Annotated in this window: 19 protein-coding genes and 2 pseudogenes; 7 read left to right on the plus strand and 14 right to left on the minus strand. The window is 66.2% G+C overall.

Features of this window, described 5'->3' with window-relative positions; genetic code table 11:
- The 6 genes from VTU_RS27770 to VTU_RS0116730 all read right to left on the minus strand — a co-directional run.
- The coding region (locus tag VTU_RS27770) for a polysaccharide deacetylase family protein (protein ID WP_040893022.1) at positions 1-256 on the minus strand (256 nt) is incomplete at its 3' end.
- 76 nt (positions 257-332) lie between these two features.
- On the minus strand, positions 333-1,460 hold the full coding sequence (locus tag VTU_RS0116710) for an ABC transporter ATP-binding protein (RefSeq protein ID WP_236610773.1): 1,128 nt from the start codon (positions 1,458-1,460) through the stop codon (positions 333-335).
- Positions 1,436-2,653: an ABC transporter substrate-binding protein gene (locus VTU_RS0116715; RefSeq protein WP_010106269.1), complete on the minus strand. Its 1,218-nt coding sequence runs from the start codon at positions 2,651-2,653 to the stop codon at positions 1,436-1,438. The genes VTU_RS0116710 and VTU_RS0116715 overlap by 25 nt, the downstream gene beginning before the upstream one ends.
- A 49-nt stretch (positions 2,654-2,702) precedes the next feature.
- Positions 2,703-3,554 carry an ABC transporter permease gene (locus VTU_RS0116720; protein WP_010106271.1) on the minus strand — a complete coding sequence of 284 codons (852 nt, stop codon included), beginning with the start codon at positions 3,552-3,554 and terminating at the stop codon, positions 2,703-2,705.
- Positions 3,555-3,556: 2 nt separating this feature from the next.
- Positions 3,557-4,363, minus strand: coding sequence for an ABC transporter permease (locus VTU_RS0116725; RefSeq protein ID WP_138927938.1), 807 nt, complete (start codon positions 4,361-4,363; stop codon positions 3,557-3,559).
- An 80-nt stretch (positions 4,364-4,443) separates the two neighbouring features.
- The gene (locus tag VTU_RS0116730; RefSeq protein ID WP_010106275.1) at positions 4,444-5,589 is read right to left on the minus strand and encodes an ABC transporter ATP-binding protein; all 1,146 of its coding nucleotides are present in this window, start codon (positions 5,587-5,589) and stop codon (positions 4,444-4,446) included.
- 308 nt (positions 5,590-5,897) lie between these two features.
- Between VTU_RS0116730 and VTU_RS27775 the strand changes: the two genes are divergently transcribed.
- The 5 genes from VTU_RS27775 to VTU_RS0116755 are packed head-to-tail and all read left to right on the plus strand — an operon-like array spanning position 5,898 to position 11,390.
- Positions 5,898-7,319: a GntR family transcriptional regulator gene (locus VTU_RS27775; RefSeq protein WP_010106276.1), complete on the plus strand. Its 1,422-nt coding sequence runs from the start codon at positions 5,898-5,900 to the stop codon at positions 7,317-7,319.
- Positions 7,213-8,463: an ABC transporter substrate-binding protein gene (locus VTU_RS0116740; protein ID WP_201766153.1), complete on the plus strand. Its 1,251-nt coding sequence runs from the start codon at positions 7,213-7,215 to the stop codon at positions 8,461-8,463. The genes VTU_RS27775 and VTU_RS0116740 overlap by 107 nt, the downstream gene beginning before the upstream one ends.
- An 18-nt stretch (positions 8,464-8,481) precedes the next feature.
- Positions 8,482-9,252, plus strand: coding sequence for a glucosamine-6-phosphate deaminase (locus VTU_RS0116745; protein ID WP_010106278.1), 771 nt, complete (start codon positions 8,482-8,484; stop codon positions 9,250-9,252).
- On the plus strand, positions 9,237-10,286 hold the full coding sequence (locus VTU_RS0116750) for an N-acetylglucosamine-6-phosphate deacetylase (protein WP_029554501.1): 1,050 nt from the start codon (positions 9,237-9,239) through the stop codon (positions 10,284-10,286). Before VTU_RS0116745 ends, VTU_RS0116750 begins: the two co-directional genes overlap by 16 nt.
- An 18-nt stretch (positions 10,287-10,304) precedes the next feature.
- Positions 10,305-11,390, plus strand: coding sequence for a Gfo/Idh/MocA family oxidoreductase (locus VTU_RS0116755; RefSeq protein ID WP_010106280.1), 1,086 nt, complete (start codon positions 10,305-10,307; stop codon positions 11,388-11,390).
- A 70-nt stretch (positions 11,391-11,460) separates the two neighbouring features.
- Here the strand turns inward: VTU_RS0116755 and VTU_RS27780 are convergent, their stop codons facing one another.
- Complete coding sequence (locus VTU_RS27780; RefSeq protein WP_138927939.1) at positions 11,461-12,387, minus strand: hypothetical protein; 927 nt, start codon at positions 12,385-12,387, stop codon at positions 11,461-11,463.
- A 219-nt stretch (positions 12,388-12,606) separates the two neighbouring features.
- Here VTU_RS27780 and VTU_RS0116775 point away from each other — a divergent pair, with 219 nt between their 5' ends.
- Positions 12,607-12,801: a hypothetical protein gene (locus VTU_RS0116775; protein ID WP_010106282.1), complete on the plus strand. Its 195-nt coding sequence runs from the start codon at positions 12,607-12,609 to the stop codon at positions 12,799-12,801.
- A gap of 2 nt (positions 12,802-12,803) precedes the next feature.
- On the opposite strand, the pseudogene VTU_RS27785 reads toward VTU_RS0116775, so the two are convergent.
- A pseudogene (locus VTU_RS27785) lies at positions 12,804-13,333 on the minus strand (molybdenum cofactor biosynthesis protein MoaE).
- Between the two features lie 66 nt (positions 13,334-13,399).
- Between VTU_RS27785 and VTU_RS0116785 the strand changes: the two are divergent.
- Positions 13,400-13,717, plus strand: a complete 318-nt coding sequence (locus VTU_RS0116785) for a hypothetical protein (protein WP_010106284.1) — start codon at positions 13,400-13,402, stop codon at positions 13,715-13,717.
- Positions 13,718-13,739: 22 nt separating this feature from the next.
- Here the strand turns inward: VTU_RS0116785 and moaD are convergent, their stop codons facing one another.
- The 6 genes and pseudogenes from moaD to VTU_RS27795 form a co-directional block, all read right to left on the minus strand.
- Positions 13,740-13,991 carry a molybdopterin converting factor subunit 1 gene (gene moaD, locus VTU_RS0116790; protein WP_010106286.1) on the minus strand — a complete coding sequence of 84 codons (252 nt, stop codon included), beginning with the start codon at positions 13,989-13,991 and terminating at the stop codon, positions 13,740-13,742.
- Positions 13,988-15,258 (minus strand): annotated as a pseudogene (locus VTU_RS27790) (molybdopterin molybdotransferase MoeA). Before VTU_RS27790 ends, moaD begins: the two are co-directional and overlap by 4 nt.
- Entirely contained in the window at positions 15,243-15,812 is a 570-nt protein-coding gene (gene mobB / locus VTU_RS0116800; protein WP_010106287.1) for a molybdopterin-guanine dinucleotide biosynthesis protein B, read from the minus strand. Before mobB ends, VTU_RS27790 begins: the two are co-directional and overlap by 16 nt.
- Positions 15,813-15,846: 34 nt before the next feature.
- Positions 15,847-17,286 (minus strand): threonine synthase, encoded by a 1,440-nt coding sequence (gene thrC / locus VTU_RS0116805; RefSeq protein ID WP_010106289.1) that lies wholly within the window; start codon positions 17,284-17,286, stop codon positions 15,847-15,849.
- A gap of 7 nt (positions 17,287-17,293) precedes the next feature.
- On the minus strand, positions 17,294-18,628 hold the full coding sequence (locus VTU_RS0116810) for a homoserine dehydrogenase (protein WP_010106291.1): 1,335 nt from the start codon (positions 18,626-18,628) through the stop codon (positions 17,294-17,296).
- Between the two features lie 27 nt (positions 18,629-18,655).
- Positions 18,656-19,645, minus strand: a 990-nt coding sequence (locus VTU_RS27795) for a pyridoxal phosphate-dependent aminotransferase (protein WP_010106292.1), incomplete at its 5' end; no start/stop codon positions are given.

The raw sequence follows: 19,645 nt of genomic DNA on the forward strand, positions 1-19,645 counted from the left end.
GGATGCCGATTTCATGCCCGGCCTCGGCGACCGCGCGCATCTGCTTCGGAAAGGTCTCTATCGAATGCCCGGGGATGAACCAGGTCGTCCGTATCCCCAGGCGCTGGAACAGTTGGAGCAGGCGCGGCGCTCCGACCTCGCCCGCGAACAGGCCGCGCGAGATATCGTCCGGCGAGTCTTCCCCGCCATACGAACCCAGCCAGCCGGCGACGGCGTCCACATCGACACCAAAGCCACACAGAATTTCCTTTGCCATCTTGCACTCCTTGAAGGTTTCGCCAACACGGCCCCGGGGCGGGGCCTGATTCAAAGCACCGGTTCCCACTCCGGCCTCAGCCCGACGCAGCAGCGGGGATCACCGATGCCTCGGCCACAGGCCAGGACAGCAGCACCCTGGCCGCATGGGGCAATCCGTCCGCGTGATCGACGTGGCGCTCTACCGTCAGGCATTCGCCGTCGGCCAGTTCGACGTGCAGCCGCACGGTCTGCCCAGTGTAGGTCCGACCGACGACGTGGCCAGCGATCTGCCCCGCGGGCGGGGCGCTGTCTTGCGGTACCTGCCGCAGGTCCATGGCTTCCGAGGGCACGACCAGCAGCGCGCGGTCTCCGACGCGCAGACTGGCCGGCCCGGCGGCCGTGCCCTGGAGCAGGCCGAGCGCCGTGGCGACCTGCACCACGTGGTGTTCGATGCCCTGCACCCGCCCTGCGAGCAGCGCGTTGCGGCCGATGAAGCGCGCGACGAACTCCGTCGCCGGGCGCGTGTACAGGGCGCAGGGCGTGTCGATCTGCTCGGTGTGGCCGCGGTTCATCACGACCACCCGGTCCGACAGCACCAGCGCTTCGGACTGCGCATGGGTGACGAACAGGAAGGTGATTCCGACCTCGCGCTGGAGCAGCTTGAGCTCATGCTGTATCGAGCGGCGCAGGTTGGCGTCGAGCGCGCCGAGCGGCTCGTCGAGCAGCAGGATGTCGGGCTGCACCGCCAGGCCCCGGGCCAACGCGACGCGCTGGCGCTGCCCGCCCGACAGCTGGCGGCCATGGCGCCCGGCCACCGGCCCGAGTTCGAAGAGCGCCAGCATGTGCTCCACGCGCGCCCTCTGCGCCGCCGGGTCCAGTCGCCCGTGCAGGCCGAACGCAATGTTCTCGCGCACCGTCATGTGCGGGAACAGCGCAAAGTCCTGAAAAATCGTCGCCGTCGGCCGCTGCTCCGGCGGCAGGTGCCCGATGCTTCGGCCGCGCAGCAGAATCCGGCCGCTGCTGAGCGCCTCGAACCCGGCGAGCATGCGCAGCGTCGTGGTCTTGCCGCAGCCCGACGGCCCGACCAGCGAAATGAACTCGCCCCGCCGGGCTTGCAGGCACAAGCGGTTCACGGCCCGGTGCCCGCCAGGGTAGACCTTGCACAGGTCGAGCAGTTCGAGGTCGTGCTGCACGGGGCTCAGGCCGTGAGGAACTCGTTCCACTTCTGGACCAGGTGGTCGTAGGAATCGGGCCATTGGTGCCAGTAGGCCACCTGCGCTGCACGCTGCGCGAGCGCGCCCCCGTCGCGCAGATCCCCTTCCCTGATGCCGCGCTCGGTGGCGCCGACCCAGGGCGCGCCCTCGTACCAGAACGCGTATTTTTGCGGCGCCATCACCTGCCGGACGCTGGTGCTCGGCGAGTAGTAGCCCTGCTCGGAGACGGCGATCGCCGGCGGCCCGGACAACCAATAGTCGGCGTACGCGATCGCGGCCTCGCGGTGCGGCGTCGTGGCCAGCACCGCGACGCCGATGGCCCAGGCGCGGTAGCCCTCCTTCGGGGTCGCGTACTTGCAGGGACGGCCCTGCGCCTTGACCGCCATCACCGCCGGCTGCCAGGCGTCGCAGACCACCATCTCGCCCGACGCGAGCAGGTTCACGAGTTCGCCGAAATCCCCCCAGAGCGCGCGGAACTGGCCCTGCTTCTTCTTGCTGATCAAAAAGCCGATGGCCTCGTCGATCTCCTTCTTGTTCGGGTTGCCCGGGTTTTTCACGTCCGACAGGCCGAGCGAGTTCATCGCCAAAATGGCTTCGCCGGTCGCGATCAGGGGGTCGGTGTTGAGCCCCGAGCGCCCCTTCCACTTCTTGTCGAACAGGGCCGTCCAGCTGTTCGCCTCCTCGGCGCTGAGCACGCCGGGGTGGTAGCCGATCGAGTCATAGTTGTAGACCGTGGGCACCATGTACAACGCAGTCTGCGCCGCGTCGGCCCGGATCTGCCCGGCAATCTGGGCCTTCGCCGGCAGCTTGGGGTCTGGCCGCGTGAAGGTGTCGCGGATCTGGCCCCAGTGCTTGAGCGCCGCCGTCGGCACCGGGGTGAGCTTGTTCGTCATCACCAGGGCCGGCAGGCGTTCGGCGTTGGTTTCCCAGATGTCGAAATCCTTGGCGCCGGACAAGATCCGGGTTTGCGCGTCCGGATGCGTTGCCGCCGTGCCCACGGTCTTGGCGACGCCGGACTGGGCTTTGAAGTCGGCCAGGATGCGCTCCTGCACCGTCACCGACAGCCCGATGGTGCGCAATTGCTGCTTGGCCAATGGCACCATCTGCGCCAGCGCGGCGCCTGCGGGCAGCAGCGCGCCGCTGCCGAGCGCGAGCCCCTGCGCCAGCGTGTGGCGGCGTGATGCGTCGAAGCGTGTCGTCATGGGAGTCCCTTTCAGTGGAAAAAGAAGCGCAGCGCGCAGTCACGGGGCATTACCGGATCGCCTCCTGCAACGCGACCTGGCGCGCGCGGCGCAGCGTCAGCGCCATCAGCGCGCCGTACACGGCCAGCAGGCTGAACGAGGCCAGGGTCGTGAGCACGCCGAACGCAAAGAGGTTGGGATGAATCTCGACCGAGAACGATCCATAGATGGTCAATGGCAGCGTGGGATGGCCGCCGGCGGTAAACAGCGTGCGCGAGAACTCGTCGTAGGACAGCGTGAACGAGAACAGCATCGCGCTCAGCACCCCCGGGAAGATCAACGGAAAGGTGATGCGCCGGAAGGTCGTTGCCGGGCTGACCCCGAGGCTCCACGCGGCCTCCTCGACCGAGCGGTCAAAGCGGTTGAAGACCGCGAGCATCACCAGGAAGGCGAACGGGTAGGCGTAGACCACGTGCACCACGAACGAGGTGCCCCACCATGCCCGCGGCAGGTCCAGCGCATTCGCCAGCAACGCGACGCCCAGGCCGACCAGGATTCCCGGAACGATCATCCCCAGCACGATCAGATAGAAAGCCAGCCCCGCCGCGCGAAAACGCCGCCGGAAGGCCTGCGCCGAGAGCACCCCCAGCACGGTGGCGACCAGCGTCGTTGCCAGCGCGAGCGCGAGCGACCGGAGCAGGGCGTCGCCCAGATCCAGAGGCGCAACGCGCGACGGCGCAGCCCGCCCCAGCAGGTGTGCGTACCAGTAGGTGGACCACTCGACGATGGGGAACTGCGGCCCGCCCTCGGGGCCGGTCTGAAAGCTCAGGATGGCCAGCACCCCCATCGGGCCGTACAGGAACACGAGGAACGCGGCGGTGAACAGCGCCAGGAAGGCGCGCAGCGGGGTCTTGCCTTGCATGCTCAAAGCTCCTCGCGCAGGTTGACCAGGCGCAGCAACAGGGCCACGACCGCCGCCGTGAGCGCCGTCAGGATCACGCCGGCGACGGCCGCGAAAGCCCATTTCAGCGAGCCGACCTGGGTCACGATGATGTTGCCCAGCATGTTCACCTTGCGCCCCGAAAGCGCTGCCGGGGTCGCGAACTCGCCGAGCACCATGGTGCTCACGAAGACCGCGCCGACGACCACGCCAGGCATGCTCAGCGGCAGCACGATGGTGCGCAAAATCCTCCCGGTCCCGGCCCCGAGGTCGCGCGCGGCCTCGATCAGGCCGGGGTCGATGCGCGCGAGCATGAAGGCCACCGGACCGACCATGAAGACCACGTAGATCTGGACCATGCCGATCACCACCGACAAGGGGCTGAACAGCAGGATCTGCAGCGGCGCGTCGATGACCCCGAACTGCATCAGGAGCAGGTTGATTGCGCCCTCGCTGCCGAGCATCGGCCGCCAGGCCAGCACACGGATCAGGAACGGGGTCCAGAACGGGATCACGCACAGCACCAGCAGCGCTGTCTGCACGGTCTTGTTCTTCACGCACAGGCCGATGTACAGCGCCACCGGGTAGCCCAGCAGCAGGCAGACCAGCAGCGTGATGAGCCACAGGCTGACCGTGGTCCACAGCGCGCCGACGTAGGTCGGCGTGGCAAAGAAGGCGCGCCAGCTGTCCAGCGTCAGCGTCGGCTCTATCGTGAACGTGGTCTGGGTCCAGAAGCTGACGCAGAGCATCGTCAGCATCGGCAGCAGCAGGAACAGCAGCATCCAGAGCATTCCCGGCGCCAGCAGCCAGGCGTGCTGGCGCGCTCCCGGGGCGGGACTCGAGGGGGCATGGCCGGGGCGTTCATCGGCACTCAGGCGGCGTAGGCCAGCGTCTCGGCCGCCTGCCAGCGCAAGGCGTAGCGCCGGCCCGCAACGAATGCCGGCGGGCGCCGGTGGCTCAGGTGGTACTCGACCTCGAAATGCGCGCCGGCGCCGGTCCGGAAGATCGCGAGCACGCGCGAACCGGCGTATTCGCTCGCCAGATACGTGCCCGTGATATGGGCCCGGCGGGGGTCGCCGTCGCCTCTCCCGCCATTGCCCGGTTGGTCCGCATCGACCTGCACCCGGTCGCGCCGGACCATGCACAGCGCCGCCCCGTGCCACTGCGCGGCAACGTCCGGCAAGGGCACGTCGAACGCCGGCCCCGCCAGGCGCCCCCCGGCGGCCTGCCCGGACAGCGGGTTGAAGCAGTTGAGCAAGCGGGCCACTTGGCTGCTTGCTGGCCGCTCGAACAGCCGGCGCGGCGTATCGATCTGCACCAGCGCCCCCTGATCGAGAACAGCCACGCGGCTGCCAAGCGCCAACGCCTCCTGCTCGTTGCCGGTGACGTGCAGGAAGGTGCATCCCAGCTGCCGCTGTATGCGCGTGAGTTCCAACGCCATCTGATCGCGCAGGTTGGCGTCGAGCGCGCCCAGCGGTTCGTCGAGCAATACCACCCGGGGTTTGCCCACCAGGCAACGCACCAACGCCACGCGCTGCTTTTGCCCGCCCGATATCTGGGCGACGCTGCGCGCACCCAGACCGCTCAGGCCGACCAGGGCCAGCGCCGCGTCCACTTCGCGCCTGACCTGCGCCGCGTCGATCACCGGCGCATGCCTGCGGTAGCGCAGGCCAAAGGCCAGGTTCTCGAAAACGCTCAAATGCGGAAACAGCGCAAAGGATTGGAAGACGAAGCCGACCCCGCGTTCGTGCGCGCTCCGGCCCGCGAGGTCCTGGCCAAGGACCTCGACCCGGCCGGTGTCGGGCCGATCGAACCCGGCAATCAGGCGCAGCAGCGTTGACTTGCCCGAGCCGCTGGGGCCCAGGATGGTGATGTATTCGCCCGGATCGACCGCCAGCGTGACCGCGCGCAGCGCCGCCACCCGTCCGAACGATTTGCCCACGGCGTGCAGGTGCAGCGCCGCCGTCACGGCACGGCCTTCGACGACAGGCGCGCGCACCAGCGTAGACCCAAGCATTCAACACCTGCCTTCAGTGAGCCGCGCACGCGGCGGGATGACTTGGGGGCGAATGTACTTATCTTGTCTTAAGAATGCAATAGACATTTACAAGGATGGCAACCCCGCTCCACGGGGTCGGATTCAGGGAATGGAATGGCAGAAAACTTTCGGAAATGCATTGAAGCAGTGCCGGCAGGACCCCATGAGGCAATCGGGTCCGCAGAGCCTCGAGATCGGTTTTTACATACCAAAAGTCAATTGTTCAACCCCCCATCGCCCCCCGCCTGCGGTGCCCTAAACTGCTGGACCGTCCTGCGCCCAGCGACATGACCCCTGCCAACGACCTCCTGAACTCTTCGCATCTGTACGCAGTCATCGCCGAGGTGCTCGACGAACACATCCGCATCGGGCGGTTGCCACCGGGTCTGGTGCTGTTGGAAAAGCCGATTGCCGAAGTCTTTCAGACCAGCCGTGCACCGGTGCGGCGCGCGCTCGCCGAGTTGGAGTCGCGCCAGCTGATCCAGCGCTTTGACGGACGGGGGTTTCTGGTCGGACCGCCGGCGCAATCCGTGCGCCCGATCCGCACGCCGTTCAAGGCGCTGAACCTGTCGCTCGGCGCGCAGGCCGACGCGGCCTTGCAGACCCGGACCTCGTGGGAGCGCATCTACGCCGAAGTGGAGCGCAGCGTGGCCTCGTGCCTGGTGTTCGGCCAGTACCGCATCGTCGAAGCCGAACTGGCCGAGCATTACCGGGTCTCGCGCACGGTCGCGCGCGACGTGCTGAGCCGCCTGCAGGAGCGCGGCCTGGTGCGGAAAAACCAAAGCTCGCACTGGGTCGCAGGCCCGCTGACCGCCAAGGACATCCGCGAGCTCTACGAACTGCGCACCGCGCTCGAACCCGTCGCCTTGCGCGGCGCCATGCAGCAAACGCCGCGCGCAACGCTGCAGGCCCTGCGCGCACGCTGCACGGGCCGCGACCCGTCGCAGTGGACTGCGGAAATGATCGACCGCATCGAGTCGGACCTGCACGAATCGCTGCTGCTGGCAACGACGAACGACCGGCTGGCGGAGAACCTCCGGCATGTCCAACTGCCGCTGGTGGAGACCGAGCGCTTTCTGCGCAGCCTGGGCCTGCCCATGGACCCGCGCATCGTCGACGAGCACCGCATCATCTACGAGCTGCTGCTGCACGACGCCGTTGACGCCGCAGCCGCTGCGCTGATCGAGCATCTGCACGCCGAATCGCGGCGCAGCCTCATCCACCTGAAAACCGCTGCGGTGTTCTCCGATCCCCGCCACTGGCCTCCTACCTGGCGCGGCGCGTCGATGACTGAGAGGGGCCCGGAGGGAGTCGCGCAGGCAACGCGCTCTAGTGGTAAACCCCAGGCGGGAATTGCGCCAAACACGTTAATGATTGTTTCAAACTGTGTGACCATCGTCGCCGCCCGTCAGCAGCAGCACCAGGAGACCAGGATCCATGAAAAACACCTTGGCCCGCAGCCTTGCTTTTCGGCTCGGGAGGGCCGTTGGCTTGGCCGCATGCGCGCTCTCCCTCGCGGGCGTCCCCGCTGCGCCGGCGTTTGCGCAGCAGCAGCTCAGGGTCTGGTGGGCCAAGGCCTTCTACCAAAGCGAGGACTTGGCCTTGTTCGAAATGATCCGCAAGTTCGAGGCCAAATACCCGGCGATCAAGGTCGAGTTATCGCAATATCCGCCGCAAGACATGCTTCCCAAGACCGTCGCGGCGCTTGACTCCGGCGCTCCACCCGATGTCGCGTATTCCGATGTCTACGACTTTCAGGTCACCGCCAAATGGGCTTACGAGGGCAAGATCGACGATCTCTCCGAACTCCTGGCCCCCATGCGCGAGCGCTTCGCGCCCAGTGCCGTCGAGGCCGTCCATCTCTACAACCATGCGACCCGGAAGCGCGCCTATTACGCGTTTCCCATCATGCAGCAGACGATCTACACCATGTACTGGAAGGACATGCTGGAGACGGCCGGTTTCAAGCAGTCGGATATTCCAACGGGCTGGAAGGATTACTGGCGTTTCTGGTGCGAGAAGGTGCAACCCGCGTACCGCAAGAAAACCGGCAGCCGCGTGTACGCCGTGGGCCAGTCACTGGGCGTGGACTCGACCGATGCCGCCTGGGCGTTCCTGACCTTCGCGGACGCTTACAACGTCAGGCTGGTCGATGGCGAGGGCAAACTGCTGGTAGACGATCCGGCGGTGCGCCAGGGCCTGATCGATGCGCTCACGGATTACACCGATTTGTACGCCAAGGGCTGTGTTCCTCCCTCGGCGATGAGTTGGAAGGACCCGGACAACAACGTCGCGTTCCACAACCGGACCACGGTGCTCACGCACAATCCAACGATTTCGATCCCGGGCAAATGGCTCGACGACATGAATAATCCCGTGTTGACCGATTCCCAACGGGCAACGGCGAGGAAGAATTACACGGAGCTGATCGTGACCGGCGGATTTCCCGACAAGCCCGACGGCTCCAGGATGACCTACAGGGCGTCGGTCAAGACCGGCGTCATCTTCAGGGATGCAAGGAACAAGGCCGCAGCCAAACAGTTTGTGGCGTTCCTGCTCGACGAGGCGAATCTGACCCCCTACGTCGAGGGCACACTCGGTCGCTGGTACCCCGTGACCCGGGCCGCTCAGCAACGCGCATTCTGGCAGTCCGACCCGCATCGGCTCGCGGTCCACAAGCAATTTACACACGGAACGGTGCCCTTCGAATTCACCAAGGACTACCGGTTTGCCGTGCTGAACAACGAGAACGTCTGGGCCAAGGCGATGAGTCGCGTGGTCAACGAAAAGCTCGCGGTGGACAAGGCGGTCGATGAGATGATCGCGCGCATCAAGACCGTGGTGGCGCAGTAATGGCGAAAAGGAATACCGGTGAAAGTGGAAATCCTTCAGGACAAGCAGGCCCTGGGAAGAGCCGCCGCGCGCGCCGGAGCGGATGCGCTGCGCCAAGCCCTGGCGGAAAAACCGGAAGCCGGTGTAATCGTTGCCACCGGGGCCAGCCAGTTCGAAATGCTCGATGCATTGGTTCAGGAGCGCGGCATCGCGTGGCCGCGCGTCAGCATTTTTCACCTCGACGAATACGTCGGCCTGCCCCCGAGCCATCCCGCGAGTTTCCGAAACTATCTGCAAACCCGCCTGCTTGCGCGCTTGCCGACGCCCAAAGCCTTTGTCGCCATTGACGGCACGGCAGACTCGATTCCCGATGAAATCAGCCGCCTCAACGGGTTCATCACAATGCACGAGATCGCTGTCTGCTTCGCAGGCATTGGCGAAAACTGCCATCTCGCGTTCAACGACCCTCCGGCCGACTTTGAAACCCGGAGCCCCTTCATTTTGGTGAATCTGGACGAAGCCTGCCGCCGGCAACAAGCGACCGAAGGCTGGTTTCCCGCCCTCGACGCGGTACCGCGGTGCGCGATCACGATGAGCATGCAACAAATTGCCCAGTCCCGAAAAATCATTCTCTCGGTCCCCGATGCGCGCAAGGCGGCCGCGGTGAGGGCGACGATCGAGGGACCCATTACGCAAGACAGTCCGGCGTCCTTTCTGCAAACGCATGCCGATTGCACGCTCTATCTCGATCCCCACTCTGCCAGTTTGTTGCAGCACACGGAGAGGCGCGGGCCATGGCAGGGAGAGTGAGCGCCGGATTGTTCGACATGCAGGTCAACGGTTTTTCCGGGGTCGATTTCAACGACGCTTGCACGATCACGGGCGCGGCGCTCGACCACGCTCTGGAGGCCATGCTGGCGACGGGCGTGACGGCCTGCCTGCCGACCATCATCACCGCGACAGGCGACGCAATGGGCGCGCGGCTGCAAGCGCTCGATCGCGCGCTCAGGGAGAGCCGTTTGGGCGCCGCGATGATCCCCGGTTATCACCTCGAAGGGCCGTTCCTGAACCCCATGGAGGGCTACGCGGGGTGCCACCCCGCAGAGGCCATGCGGCGCCCCGATGCGCAGTGGATCTCCCGGATCGAGCGCGCATTGTCACGCCCCATTCTCATGCTGACCTATGCGCCCGAGTTGGATGAAAGCGGCTGCTTTGCGAAAAGCCTGCATGCACAGGCAAAAGTTCTTGCCATCGGGCATTCGGCGGCAGACGCGGAAACCATCGACCGGGCGACGCATGCCGGTGCACGCCTGTGCACGCATTTGGGCAATGGCGTGCCGCAGCTGCTGCCGAAATTCAACAACACGATACAAGCGCAGCTGGGCTGCGACGGGCTGTGCGCCAGCTTTATTGCCGATGGTCTGCACGTCCCCCCGCGTGCTCTGCGGTCCATGCTGCGGGCCAAAGGATTGGCGCGTTCCATTTTGGTCACGGATGCGGTCAGCGCCGCAGGTGCCGCCCAACCTGGAAACTATCGCTTTGCAGGTTTCGACATCGAATTGGGGAGCGACGGTGCGGTGCGCACTCCGGGATCGGCGTATCTGGCGGGGTCGAGCCTGACCCTGGATCGCGCGCTGCGCAACGCCGTGGCCTGGGGATGCGCCAGCTTTGAGGAAGCCATCGCGATGGCTTCGGAGAACCCGCGACGCATTTTGGCGGATGCGTTCCAGCGCCATGGAATTGCGCTGCCCCCCAGCGAGGTCGAATGGAGCGATGCACTGGAAGTGCATGCTGCGCGCGTGGGCGATCACCGGTGTCGCGCGCAATCCAGCGGATCGCACTGACCGGATTTGGAGAAGAAGATGACCCAAAAATCCAGGCCGCGCATCGCCGTGGTCGGCGCAGGCGTTTATGGCAGCGCCATGCTCAAGTGTTTTGCGGCCTTGCACAAGCAGGGGCTGCTGGACTTGGTTGCACTGGCAGAAATCGACAAAGAAATTCTCGACCGCCAAGCCAAAAGTTTTGCCATCCGGGGATACGCGGACTACCGGGACATGTTCACGCATGCCGGTCTTGACGCCGTCGCCGTCGCAACCCCCGACCATCTGCACGGCGAGGTGGTGCTGGCCGCGGCCGACGCGGGCTTGCACGTGCTCGTGCAAAAGCCGCTGGACACCCGCAGCGCGCGTGCTCAGCAGATGATAGCCGCCTGTCGCCAGCGCGCGGTCATGCTGTTCATCGATTTTCACAAACGCTTCGACCCCGCGCACATGCGCTTGAAAAGCGATATGCAAGCCGGTCGGCTCGGAAAAATCCAGTACGGCTCCGTTTGCATGGAGGACAAGATCGTCGTGCCCTCGGTATGGCTGCGCCAATGGGCTGCACGCAGCTCACCCTCCTGGTTTTTGGGGGTGCATTTTTATGATCTCGTCTACTGGCTGCTGCAAAGCCAGCCGCGCAGGGTGTACGCCACGGGCCACAGGGGGAAATTGCAGTCCATGGGCGTGGATACGCTCGACAGCGTCAACGCCCGCGTTGAATTCGCCAATGGCGCCAGCTTTTCATTCGACCTCTCCTGGATCCTGCCCACCGGATTTCCGTCGATCGTGAACCAACAGATCCGGATGGTTGGCGAAGAAGGTGTGGTGGAGGTCGATAGCCAGGATCGCGGCATGTTCAGTTGCTACGCTGACGTGCCGGAGAGTCTGGTGATCAACGCTTTTGGCGCGCAGGAGTACGAACATCCCGTGTGGGGCGCGCAGGTGCAGGGCTATACCTTCGCATCGATGATCCGGTTCGTCGAACTGCTCAGGGCCATGCAAAGCGGCGTGCTCACGCTCGACGAACTCAAGGGAAAATACCCCGATGGAGAGGATGCCCTGGTGTCCACCCGGATCGGAGAAGCCGTGGACCGCAGCATGGCTTGCGGCGAATGGATTTCATTGTGATTCGATAATGCCGGAGCGGCCCTCTGGATGCAGGCGGCGGCGTTGGATTGGTGGGGCCCTGCCTGAATTTTCAGAGCGGAATGAACAACCCCTCGCCTCCGACGTCGTGTATTTTGACGGGGCGATTATTCAGAATGACCGTGGCGAATTCCTGATGCAGCGCCCTTGTGCCCAACGGAGATCCATTGGGAACATGAAGCCCCCCTTGGTAGCGAGCGACGCCTTTGCGCGATAGCAGGAAATCAAGCCTTTGCCGCCAACTGGCCGCCTTCATATAAGAGGAAAGTGCCGGGGAGAGGGCATGCACTGCGTCATCATAGATCCGTAGCAGTCGCGCAAATCGATCCATGGTGCTCGTCTCGTTGGTGGACGCAGGAGCGACGATGACTTTCTGTGTCACTGCATCCATGACCTTGGGAAATTTCCAAAGAGGTTCCAGATGCGCGATTCTGTTGCGCACCTCTTTCATCTCGAATATTTCGGCCAATGCGGAATTTCGGGCTGCTGCATCTGACCAGTTGGGCAATGCCCCTGGCTGGCTAAGCGAATGTCCCGGGAGAATCTTGTACATGGCCGGCGTTCGCGATTTGGCGATCCATGCCAGGACGTTTGGCCAAAACCCGAATGAAAGCCGGGAAACAATCTCATCGGGCCCCAAACGAACCGAGGAAGCATTTATCACATCGGTGATCTTCTTTTTTGTCCCCGGTTTGAGCTGTGCGCCGATGGACGAAGCGTTCCACCACGCACTGCTCGCAGAGGTACCCATAACGCCAGCCGGCGTCGGCAATGGGGTGGCCAAACTCATTTCGCGGTGAATGTTGTTTCGCAAAGCGATCTCGAAGTACGCAAGCAGTTTCGACACTTCGGCGCACACTTCTCCGTTCCATATGTACAAACCCACCGCCCCATCGGGATCCACCTTCCAGTACGCTCTGTAACTGTCGAGCCTTGGCTTGGAGATGATCTGTTCGAACTCACTGGATGGGGGATGCATGAGGGAACTGCTCTTGACAAGTCTGGCGGAAAACGCGTAGAGTCTCACTTTGACGCGCTGCAAGGCCAACCCGGCCAACCCGAGAGGGAGCCGGGAGCTCCAGTGTAGAGAGTGTGAAGGCCTCCCCGCAAGGGAGGCCTTCCGCTTTCCGGGCCTCGAAAAGCGTGGGGGCTCGCCCGCATGCGATAGACTGCGCGGCCAAAGCAGGCGCGCCCGTTCATGAACCTGAACTACCTCGATCCCAAGATTGACTTGGTCTTCCAGCGCGTCTTCGCGCGCGCCGATCTGCGCAAGGACTTTCTGAACGCCGTCCTGCCCTTGGACGCTCCCATCGAGTCCCTGGCCTACCTGCCCGCCGAGCAGGCGCCGCAAGTCCCGGGCATGCGGTTTTCCATCGTCGATGTCAAATATTGAAGTCAAGGGCCATGCCCGCTTTGCTTGATGGGCGAGGCCGTGGGGCGAGGGGCTGAGTCCTTACTCCCGGCCATGATTGCCCAGCGCGCGAGCGCCGCGTCGTCGCTTGCCCTGGCGTCCACCCAGCGCGCACCCTGGGGGTCTGCTCCTTTTTCCAGAACGGCGCCTGGGTCTTGAGGTAGTCCATCAGAAACTCGCAGGCCCGAAAGCTCTGCTCCCGGTGGGCGCTGGCCACGGCCACCAGCACGATCTGCTCGCACGGCAGCAGCCGCCCCACGCGGTGGATGACGCGGGCGCCCAGGATGTCAAAGCGCTGGAGAGCCGCGTCCAGCATGGCCTCGATCGATTTCTCGGTCATCCCGGGGTAATGCTCGAGCGTCATGGATTCCACGGTGTCGCCCGTGTCTTGCCCGCGCACCGTGCCGACGAAGCCGCAGACCGCCCCGACGCCCGGGTTTGCGCGGCGCAGGGCCGCGATTTCGGTGGACAGGTCAAAGTCCTCGGTCTGTATGGATACGCGGGGCGGGGTCATGGGGGAGCGCAGGAATTTGTCGGTACGATTCGCCAGCCCCCGCACTGTACCCCCCACCGCTCCCCCATGGACGACGAGAACCAGATCCACGTACCGCAATCGTTCCTCGCGCTGTACAGCGACGCGCAGCAGCGCCTGCGCGCGCCAGCCGACGCGGTGCGCGCGCGCTACGAACTCTGCGAGGACCTGGCGGGCCACTTGGTGGAGCGGGCGCAGACGCTGCATCAGGTGCAGGCACCCTGCGAGGAGGACATCCTGCGGCGCATGCACGCCGGGCTCAGCAGCGCTGAGTCGGGGGTATCGCTTCCCGAGGCGGTCTGGATCGTCACGCGCCTGGCCGAGTTGCTGGCGTGGCCGTGCCCCGCGTTCACCGCGCCGCGCTGAAGGACCGTGCTTCAGCCGCCGTTCATCCACCAGTCACGGGCGGAAAGAACGCCACCTCGGCCCCGTCGGCCAGCGGCGCGGTCTCGTCGCCCATGCTCTGGTCGAGCGCCATGCGCAGGGCCCTGCCGCGGGCCAGGCTCGCGGCGTGCGCGCCGCCGCGTGCAATGAGTTCGTCGCGCAGCGCGCCGAGCGTGGTGCACGCCGTCTCCACGGTCTCGCTGCCCTGGCCGATGGCCTCGCGGATGGAGGCGAAATAGCGCACCGTGATCTTCATGACAACAACTCCGAGAACGCAATGAACGCAACGCTGTCGCCCGGTGCAATCGTCTGGCCGGCCGGGTTGTCGACCACGCCGTCGCCCCAGGTGGCCGAGGTCAGCACGCCCGAACTCTGGTTGCCAAACAGTTCCAGCCCCCCTGCGGGGTCGTGCCGCACGCGCAGGAATTCGCGGCGCTTGTCGGCCCGGGGCCAGGCGAAGTGGGCGGTGGCGGGCAGCGCCCTGGGCGCAACGGCCAGCGCGCCCTGCAAGCGCAGCACAAAGGGCCGCACCAGCAGCGCAAAGGTGAGAAAGCTCGATACCGGGTTGCCGGGCAGCCCCATGAAATGCGCCGGCCCGACCTGGCCGTAGGCAAAGGGTTTTCCGGGCTTCATGGCGATCTGCCAGAGGTCCAGCCGGCCCAGCGCCTCGACGGCGGGTTTGATGTGGTCTTCTTCGCCCACCGAGACGCCGCCGCTGCTGAGGATCAGGTCGTGCGCGGCGCTCGCGTCCTGCAGCGCCTGCATGGTGGGTCGCGCCGGTCGGGGACGATTCCCAGGTCGCTCACCGTGCACCCCAGGCGCAGCAGCATGGCGCGCAGAAAGAAACGGTTGCTGTTGTAGATGGCGCCGGGGCGCATCTGCGCGGGCGGCACGGCGCCGGGCATGACCAGTTCGTCGCCGGTGGAGAACAGCGCCACGCGCGGGCGGCGCGCCACCTCCAGTTGGTGCAGGCCGATGCTCGCAGCCAGCCCCAGCCCGGCCGGCGTGAGCCGCGTTCCGGCCGCGAGCACCACGCTGGCGCGGCGGATGTCTTCGCCCGCGCTGCGGATCCACTGGCCCGGCCGGGGCATGGCGTGGATACGCACCCGCCCCAGGCCGGCGCCGGCCAGGGCCTCGCAGTCTTCCTGCATCAGGACCGCGTCGGCGCCGGCAGGCACGGGGGCGCCGGTAAAGATGCGCGCTGCGCTGCCGGGCTGCAAGGGTTCGCCCGCGCTGCCTGCTGCAATGCGCTGTGATACGGGCAGTTCGACGGGCCGTTCGGTCGGCTGCGCCAGGCCCGCGGCCGCCACGTCGGCGCAGCGCAGCGCGTAGCCGTCCATCGAACTATTGTCCTGCGGCGGCACTTGCAGCGCCGAGATGCAGTCCTGCGCGAGCACGCGGCCGTCCGCGTCCATCGTGGCGATCCGGTCGGTGCCCGGCAAGGGCCGGGCCTGCGCGAGCAGTTCGGCGAGCGCCTCGTCCAGGGGCTTCAGGGGGCCGAAGGGATTTATCGCGGGGCGCATGGCAGCAGTCCCGCGTGCAGTCCGGATGCGTATTCAAAGCGCTGCGCGTGCTCCAGCAGCCAGTGCGCCACCCGCGCGGGCGCGTTCAGGTCGAGCACGGGCAGCCGCGTGGGCTCGGGCAGGCGCTGCGGCGCGTCGGTGACCACGGCGAGCACCCGGTCGTCGCCGGGGTAGCGCACGGGCTTGGCCAGCTGGCCGGGCTCGGGGGCGCGCCAGACCTCGATCTTGCGCAGGTCGCTGTCCTTGAACCCCTCGACGAGCACCCAGTCCACGCTCGGGCAGAGTTCGGCCAGCAGGTGGTGCACGCTCAGCGCCGTGGCCTGCCCGAACTCGCGCATCAGCACCAGGCGCTGGTCGGACGCCGCGACCACCTCGAACGCGCCCGCCGCGCGGTGGCGGTAGGTGTCTTTTCCCGGGTGGTCGATGTCGAAGCTGTGGTGCGCGTGCTTGACCACCGAGACGCGCAGGCCGCGCAGCCGCAACGCGGGGATCAGCTGCTCGATCAGCGTGGTCTTGCCGCTGCCGGAAAAGCCGGCAAAACCGACGACCTTCATGCGCTGCTCCTTGTTCGCCGCGGTTCTCGGGTCGTCAGGCGGACGGGGCGCAGTGGCGCTCGATATAGGCCCTGACCTGCTGCACGTCGGCGGGCAGCCGCTGCACGCGCCGGGGCAGGTCTTCGATTCCGACGAACTGTGCGGGCCGCTCGGGCGCATGGCCCAGGGCTTCGACGATGGTCTCGGAAAACTTGATGGGCAGCGCCGTCTCCAGCACGATCATCGGCAGCGTGGCCTCGCCATGGTGCGCGCGCGCCACCTTCACTCCGTCGGCGGTGTGCGGGTCCAGGGTCACGCCGTGGCGCCGGTAGGTGTCGCGGATGGTCTCCAGGCGGTCGGCGTGCGTGCTCTTGCCGCTTGCCAGACCATAGCGCGCTGCGGCCTCGGCAAAGTGCGCATCGGCGCTCAGATCGAAGCGGCCCGCGCGCGCCAGCGCCGTGCCAAACAGCGCCGCGACGCGCGCGCCGTCGCGGCCCAGCAGGTCGAACACGAAGCGCTCGAAGTTGCTCGCCTTGCTGATGTCCATCGAGGGACTGGAGGTCTCGTGCGTATCCGCAGCGCTGCGCACGCGGTAGACGCCGGTGCGAAGGAATTCGTCGAGCACGTCGTTCTCGTTCGTCGCCACCACCAGCTGCGCGATCGGCAGGCCCATCATGCGCGCCACGTGGCCCGCGCAGACGTTGCCGAAGTTGCCGCTGGGAACCGCAAAGCGGACCAGCTGCGCGTTGCTTTCGGTGGCCTGGATATAGCCGGCAAAGTAGTACACCACCTGCGCCAGCAGGCGCGCCCAGTTGATCGAGTTGACGGCGCCTATCCTGTACCTGCGCTTGAAGTCCAGGTCGCCGCTGACGGCTTTGACGATGTCCTGGCAGTCGTCGAACACGCCTTCGATGGCGATGTTGTGGATGTTCTCGTCTTGCAGGCTGAACATCTGCGCCTGCTGGAAGGCGCTCATGCGGCCATGCGGGCTGGTCATGAAGACGCGCACGCCCTTTTTGCCGCGCAGCGCGTATTCGGCCGCGCTACCGGTGTCGCCGCTGGTCGCGCCCAGGACGTTGAGCTGCTCGCCGCGGCGCCCGAGCTCGTACTCGAACAGGTTGCCGAGCAACTGCATGGCCATGTCCTTGAACGCCAGCGTGGGGCCCTGCGAAAGGGCCTGGATCCACAGGCCGTCTTCGAGGTGGCGCAGCTCCGCGATCTTGCCGGAGCCAAATACCTCGGCGGTGTAGGTCTTGGCGCACAGGGCCTGCAGGTCGGCGGGCGGAATGTCGTCGATGTACAGCGACAGGATCTGGAACGCCAGCTCGGCGTAGCCCTGCGTGTGGTAGGCCCGGCGCAGGCGCGTGAGGGCTGCGTCGTCGATGCGCGGGTAGTGCGCGGGCAGGTACAGGCCGCCGTCGGGCGCCAGGCCCTCGAGCAAGATGGCGCAAAACGGTTTGCGCTCTGCGTGGCCGCGGGTGCTGAGGTATTGCATGTCGGAATCAGCTCAGGGCTTCCTTGCGGATGCGCGTGATCGGCGCCAGCACCGTGGGCAGCGCCTGCATCTGCGCGATGACGGCGTCCATTGTGCCCTCGCGCGTGTCGTGCGTGAGGATGATCAGGTCGGTCTGCGTGGAGCCCTCGCCGCCCACCTCGTCGGCTGCGCGCTGCAGCACGGCGTCTATGCTCACGCCCGCGTCGGCGAGCAGCGCCGTGACCCGGGCCAGCACGCCGGCCTGATCGACCACGCGCAGGCGCAGGTAGTAGCTGGTGACGACCGCGCTCATGGGCAGCACGGGCAGGGCGTCCATGGCGTCGCTCAGCGTGTGCGGCTGGAAGGCCAGGTGCGGCACGCGGTGTTCGGGGTCGGCCGTGTGCAGGCGCGTGATGTCCACCAGGTCGGCGATCACGGCGCTGGCCGTGGGCTCCGAGCCCGCGCCCTTGCCGTAGTACAGCGTGGTGCCCACGGCGTCGCCCTGCACCACCACGGCGTTCATCGCGCCTTCCACGTTGGCGATCAGGCGCTTGGCGGGAACCAGGCTCGGGTGCACGCGCAGTTCCACGCCCTCGTCAACGCGTTTGGTGATTCCCAGCAGCTTGATGCGGTAGCCCAGTTGCTCGGCGTAGCGGATGTCGATCGCGCTCAGCCGGGTGATGCCTTCCACATGCGCCTTGTCGAACTGCACCGGGATGCCGAAGGCGATGGCGCTCATCAGCGTGAGCTTGTGCGCGGCGTCCACGCCCTCGATGTCGAAGCTCGGGTCGGCCTCGGCGTAGCCCAGGCGCTGCGCCTCCCGGAGCACCCGGTCGAAGTCCAGGCCCTTGTCGCGCATCTCGGACAGGATGAAGTTGGTCGTCCCGTTGACGATTCCCGCGATCGACTGGATGCGGTTCGCCGTGAGGCCCTCGCGCAGCGCCTTGATGATGGGGATGCCGCCGGCCACCGCGGCCTCGAAGGCCACCATCACGCCGCGGGCCGACGCGGCGGCAAAGATCTCCGTGCCGTGCACCGCGAGCAGCGCCTTGTTCGCCGTGACCACGTGCTTGCCGGCGGCAATGGCCTCGAGCACCAGTTCCTTGGCAATGCCGCAGCCGCCGATGAGTTCGACGACGATGTCGATGCCGGGGTGGGCGATCACCGCGCGCGCGTCGGCGACCACCTGCACCTGCGCGCCGACCACGCTCTGCGCGCGCGCCACGTTCCGTGCAGCGACCATGCGGATCTCGATGCCCCGGCCCGCACGGCGGCTGATTTCGTCCTGGTTGCGCTGCAATACGTGGAATACGCCGCTGCCGACGGTGCCTATGCCCAGAAGGCCGACTTGAATGGCTTGCATGCTCATGAACGATCCGGGGCTTGAATCTCAGGAAAGAGGAGGGGAGGGAAGGGACGGGGCCCCGGGCCGGCTGCGCCTGCGGTACTGCTCCAGAAAGCGCGCCACCCGGCCGATGGCCTCGCGCAGGTCGTCCTCGTGCGGCAGGAAAACGATGCGGAAGTGGTCCGGCGCGACCCAGTTGAAGCCCGTTCCCTGGATCAGCATCACCCGCGTTTCCTGCAGCAGTTCCAGGAAGAACTGCTGATCGTCCCCGATGGGATAGACCGCGGGGTCGAGCCGCGCAAACATGTAGAGCGCCGCGCGCGGCTTGACGCAGCTCACGCCCGGGATCGCCGTGATGAGTTCGTACGCCAGATCGCGCTGCCTGCGCAGGCGCCCGCCTTCGCCGACCAGTTCGTGGATGCTCTGGCGGCCGCCGAGCGCGGTCTGAATCGCCCATTGGCCCGGCACATTCGCGCACAGGCGCATGTTCGAGAGTATGTTCAGGCCCTCGATGTAGTCGCGCGCAGGTTTTTTCTCGCCCGACACCACCAGCCAGCCCGCGCGGTAGCCGCAGGAGCGGTAGCTCTTGGAGAGCGAGTTGAACGTGAGCGTGAGTACGTCCGCGCTCAACGAGGCCATGGCCCTGTGCCGGGCGCCGTCGTAGAGCACCTTGTCGTAGACCTCGTCGGCAAAAATCACCAGGCCATGCGCGCGCGCGATCTCCACGATGCCCGCGAGCAATTCGTCCGGGTACAGCGCGCCCGTGGGGTTGTTCGGGTTGATGACCACGATGCCCTTGGTGCGCGGCGTGATCTTGGCGCGCAGGTCGTCGAGATCGGGCATCCAGCCCCTGGCCTCGTCGCACAGGTAGTGCACGGGCGTGCCGCCCGAGAGGCTGGCCGCGGCCGTCCACAGCGGGTAGTCGGGCGCGGGCAGCAGCAGTTCGTCGCCGGTGTCGAGCAACGCGTTCGTGGCCATCACGATGAGTTCGCTGGCGCCGTTTCCCAGGTAGATATCGTCGAGCGTGACGCCCTC

It is taken from the genome of Verminephrobacter aporrectodeae subsp. tuberculatae At4 (assembly GCF_000193225.1).
Taxonomy (GTDB): Bacteria; Pseudomonadota; Gammaproteobacteria; order Burkholderiales; family Burkholderiaceae_C; genus Acidovorax; species Acidovorax aporrectodeae.

What these genes read in the sequence shown, in the direction of transcription:
- VTU_RS0116715 (WP_010106269.1), bottom strand. Translation starts at nt 2,653, where the DNA reads ATGACGACACGCTTCGACGCATCACGCCGCCACACGCTGGCGCAGGGG.
- VTU_RS0116720 (WP_010106271.1), bottom strand. Translation starts at nt 3,554, where the DNA reads ATGCAAGGCAAGACCCCGCTGCGCGCCTTCCTGGCGCTGTTCACCGCC.
- VTU_RS0116725 (WP_138927938.1), bottom strand. Translation starts at nt 4,363, where the DNA reads ATGCTCTGGATGCTGCTGTTCCTGCTGCTGCCGATGCTGACGATGCTC.
- VTU_RS0116730 (WP_010106275.1), bottom strand. Translation starts at nt 5,589, where the DNA reads ATGCTTGGGTCTACGCTGGTGCGCGCGCCTGTCGTCGAAGGCCGTGCC.
- VTU_RS27775 (WP_010106276.1), top strand. Translation starts at nt 5,898, where the DNA reads ATGACCCCTGCCAACGACCTCCTGAACTCTTCGCATCTGTACGCAGTC.
- VTU_RS0116750 (WP_029554501.1), top strand. Translation starts at nt 9,237, where the DNA reads ATGGCAGGGAGAGTGAGCGCCGGATTGTTCGACATGCAGGTCAACGGT.
- VTU_RS0116755 (WP_010106280.1), top strand. Translation starts at nt 10,305, where the DNA reads ATGACCCAAAAATCCAGGCCGCGCATCGCCGTGGTCGGCGCAGGCGTT.
- VTU_RS27780 (WP_138927939.1), bottom strand. Translation starts at nt 12,387, where the DNA reads ATGCATCCCCCATCCAGTGAGTTCGAACAGATCATCTCCAAGCCAAGG.
- VTU_RS0116775 (WP_010106282.1), top strand. Translation starts at nt 12,607, where the DNA reads ATGAACCTGAACTACCTCGATCCCAAGATTGACTTGGTCTTCCAGCGC.
- VTU_RS0116785 (WP_010106284.1), top strand. Translation starts at nt 13,400, where the DNA reads ATGGACGACGAGAACCAGATCCACGTACCGCAATCGTTCCTCGCGCTG.
- moaD (WP_010106286.1), bottom strand. Translation starts at nt 13,991, where the DNA reads ATGAAGATCACGGTGCGCTATTTCGCCTCCATCCGCGAGGCCATCGGC.
- mobB (WP_010106287.1), bottom strand. Translation starts at nt 15,812, where the DNA reads ATGAAGGTCGTCGGTTTTGCCGGCTTTTCCGGCAGCGGCAAGACCACG.
- thrC (WP_010106289.1), bottom strand. Translation starts at nt 17,286, where the DNA reads ATGCAATACCTCAGCACCCGCGGCCACGCAGAGCGCAAACCGTTTTGC.
- VTU_RS0116810 (WP_010106291.1), bottom strand. Translation starts at nt 18,628, where the DNA reads ATGCAAGCCATTCAAGTCGGCCTTCTGGGCATAGGCACCGTCGGCAGC.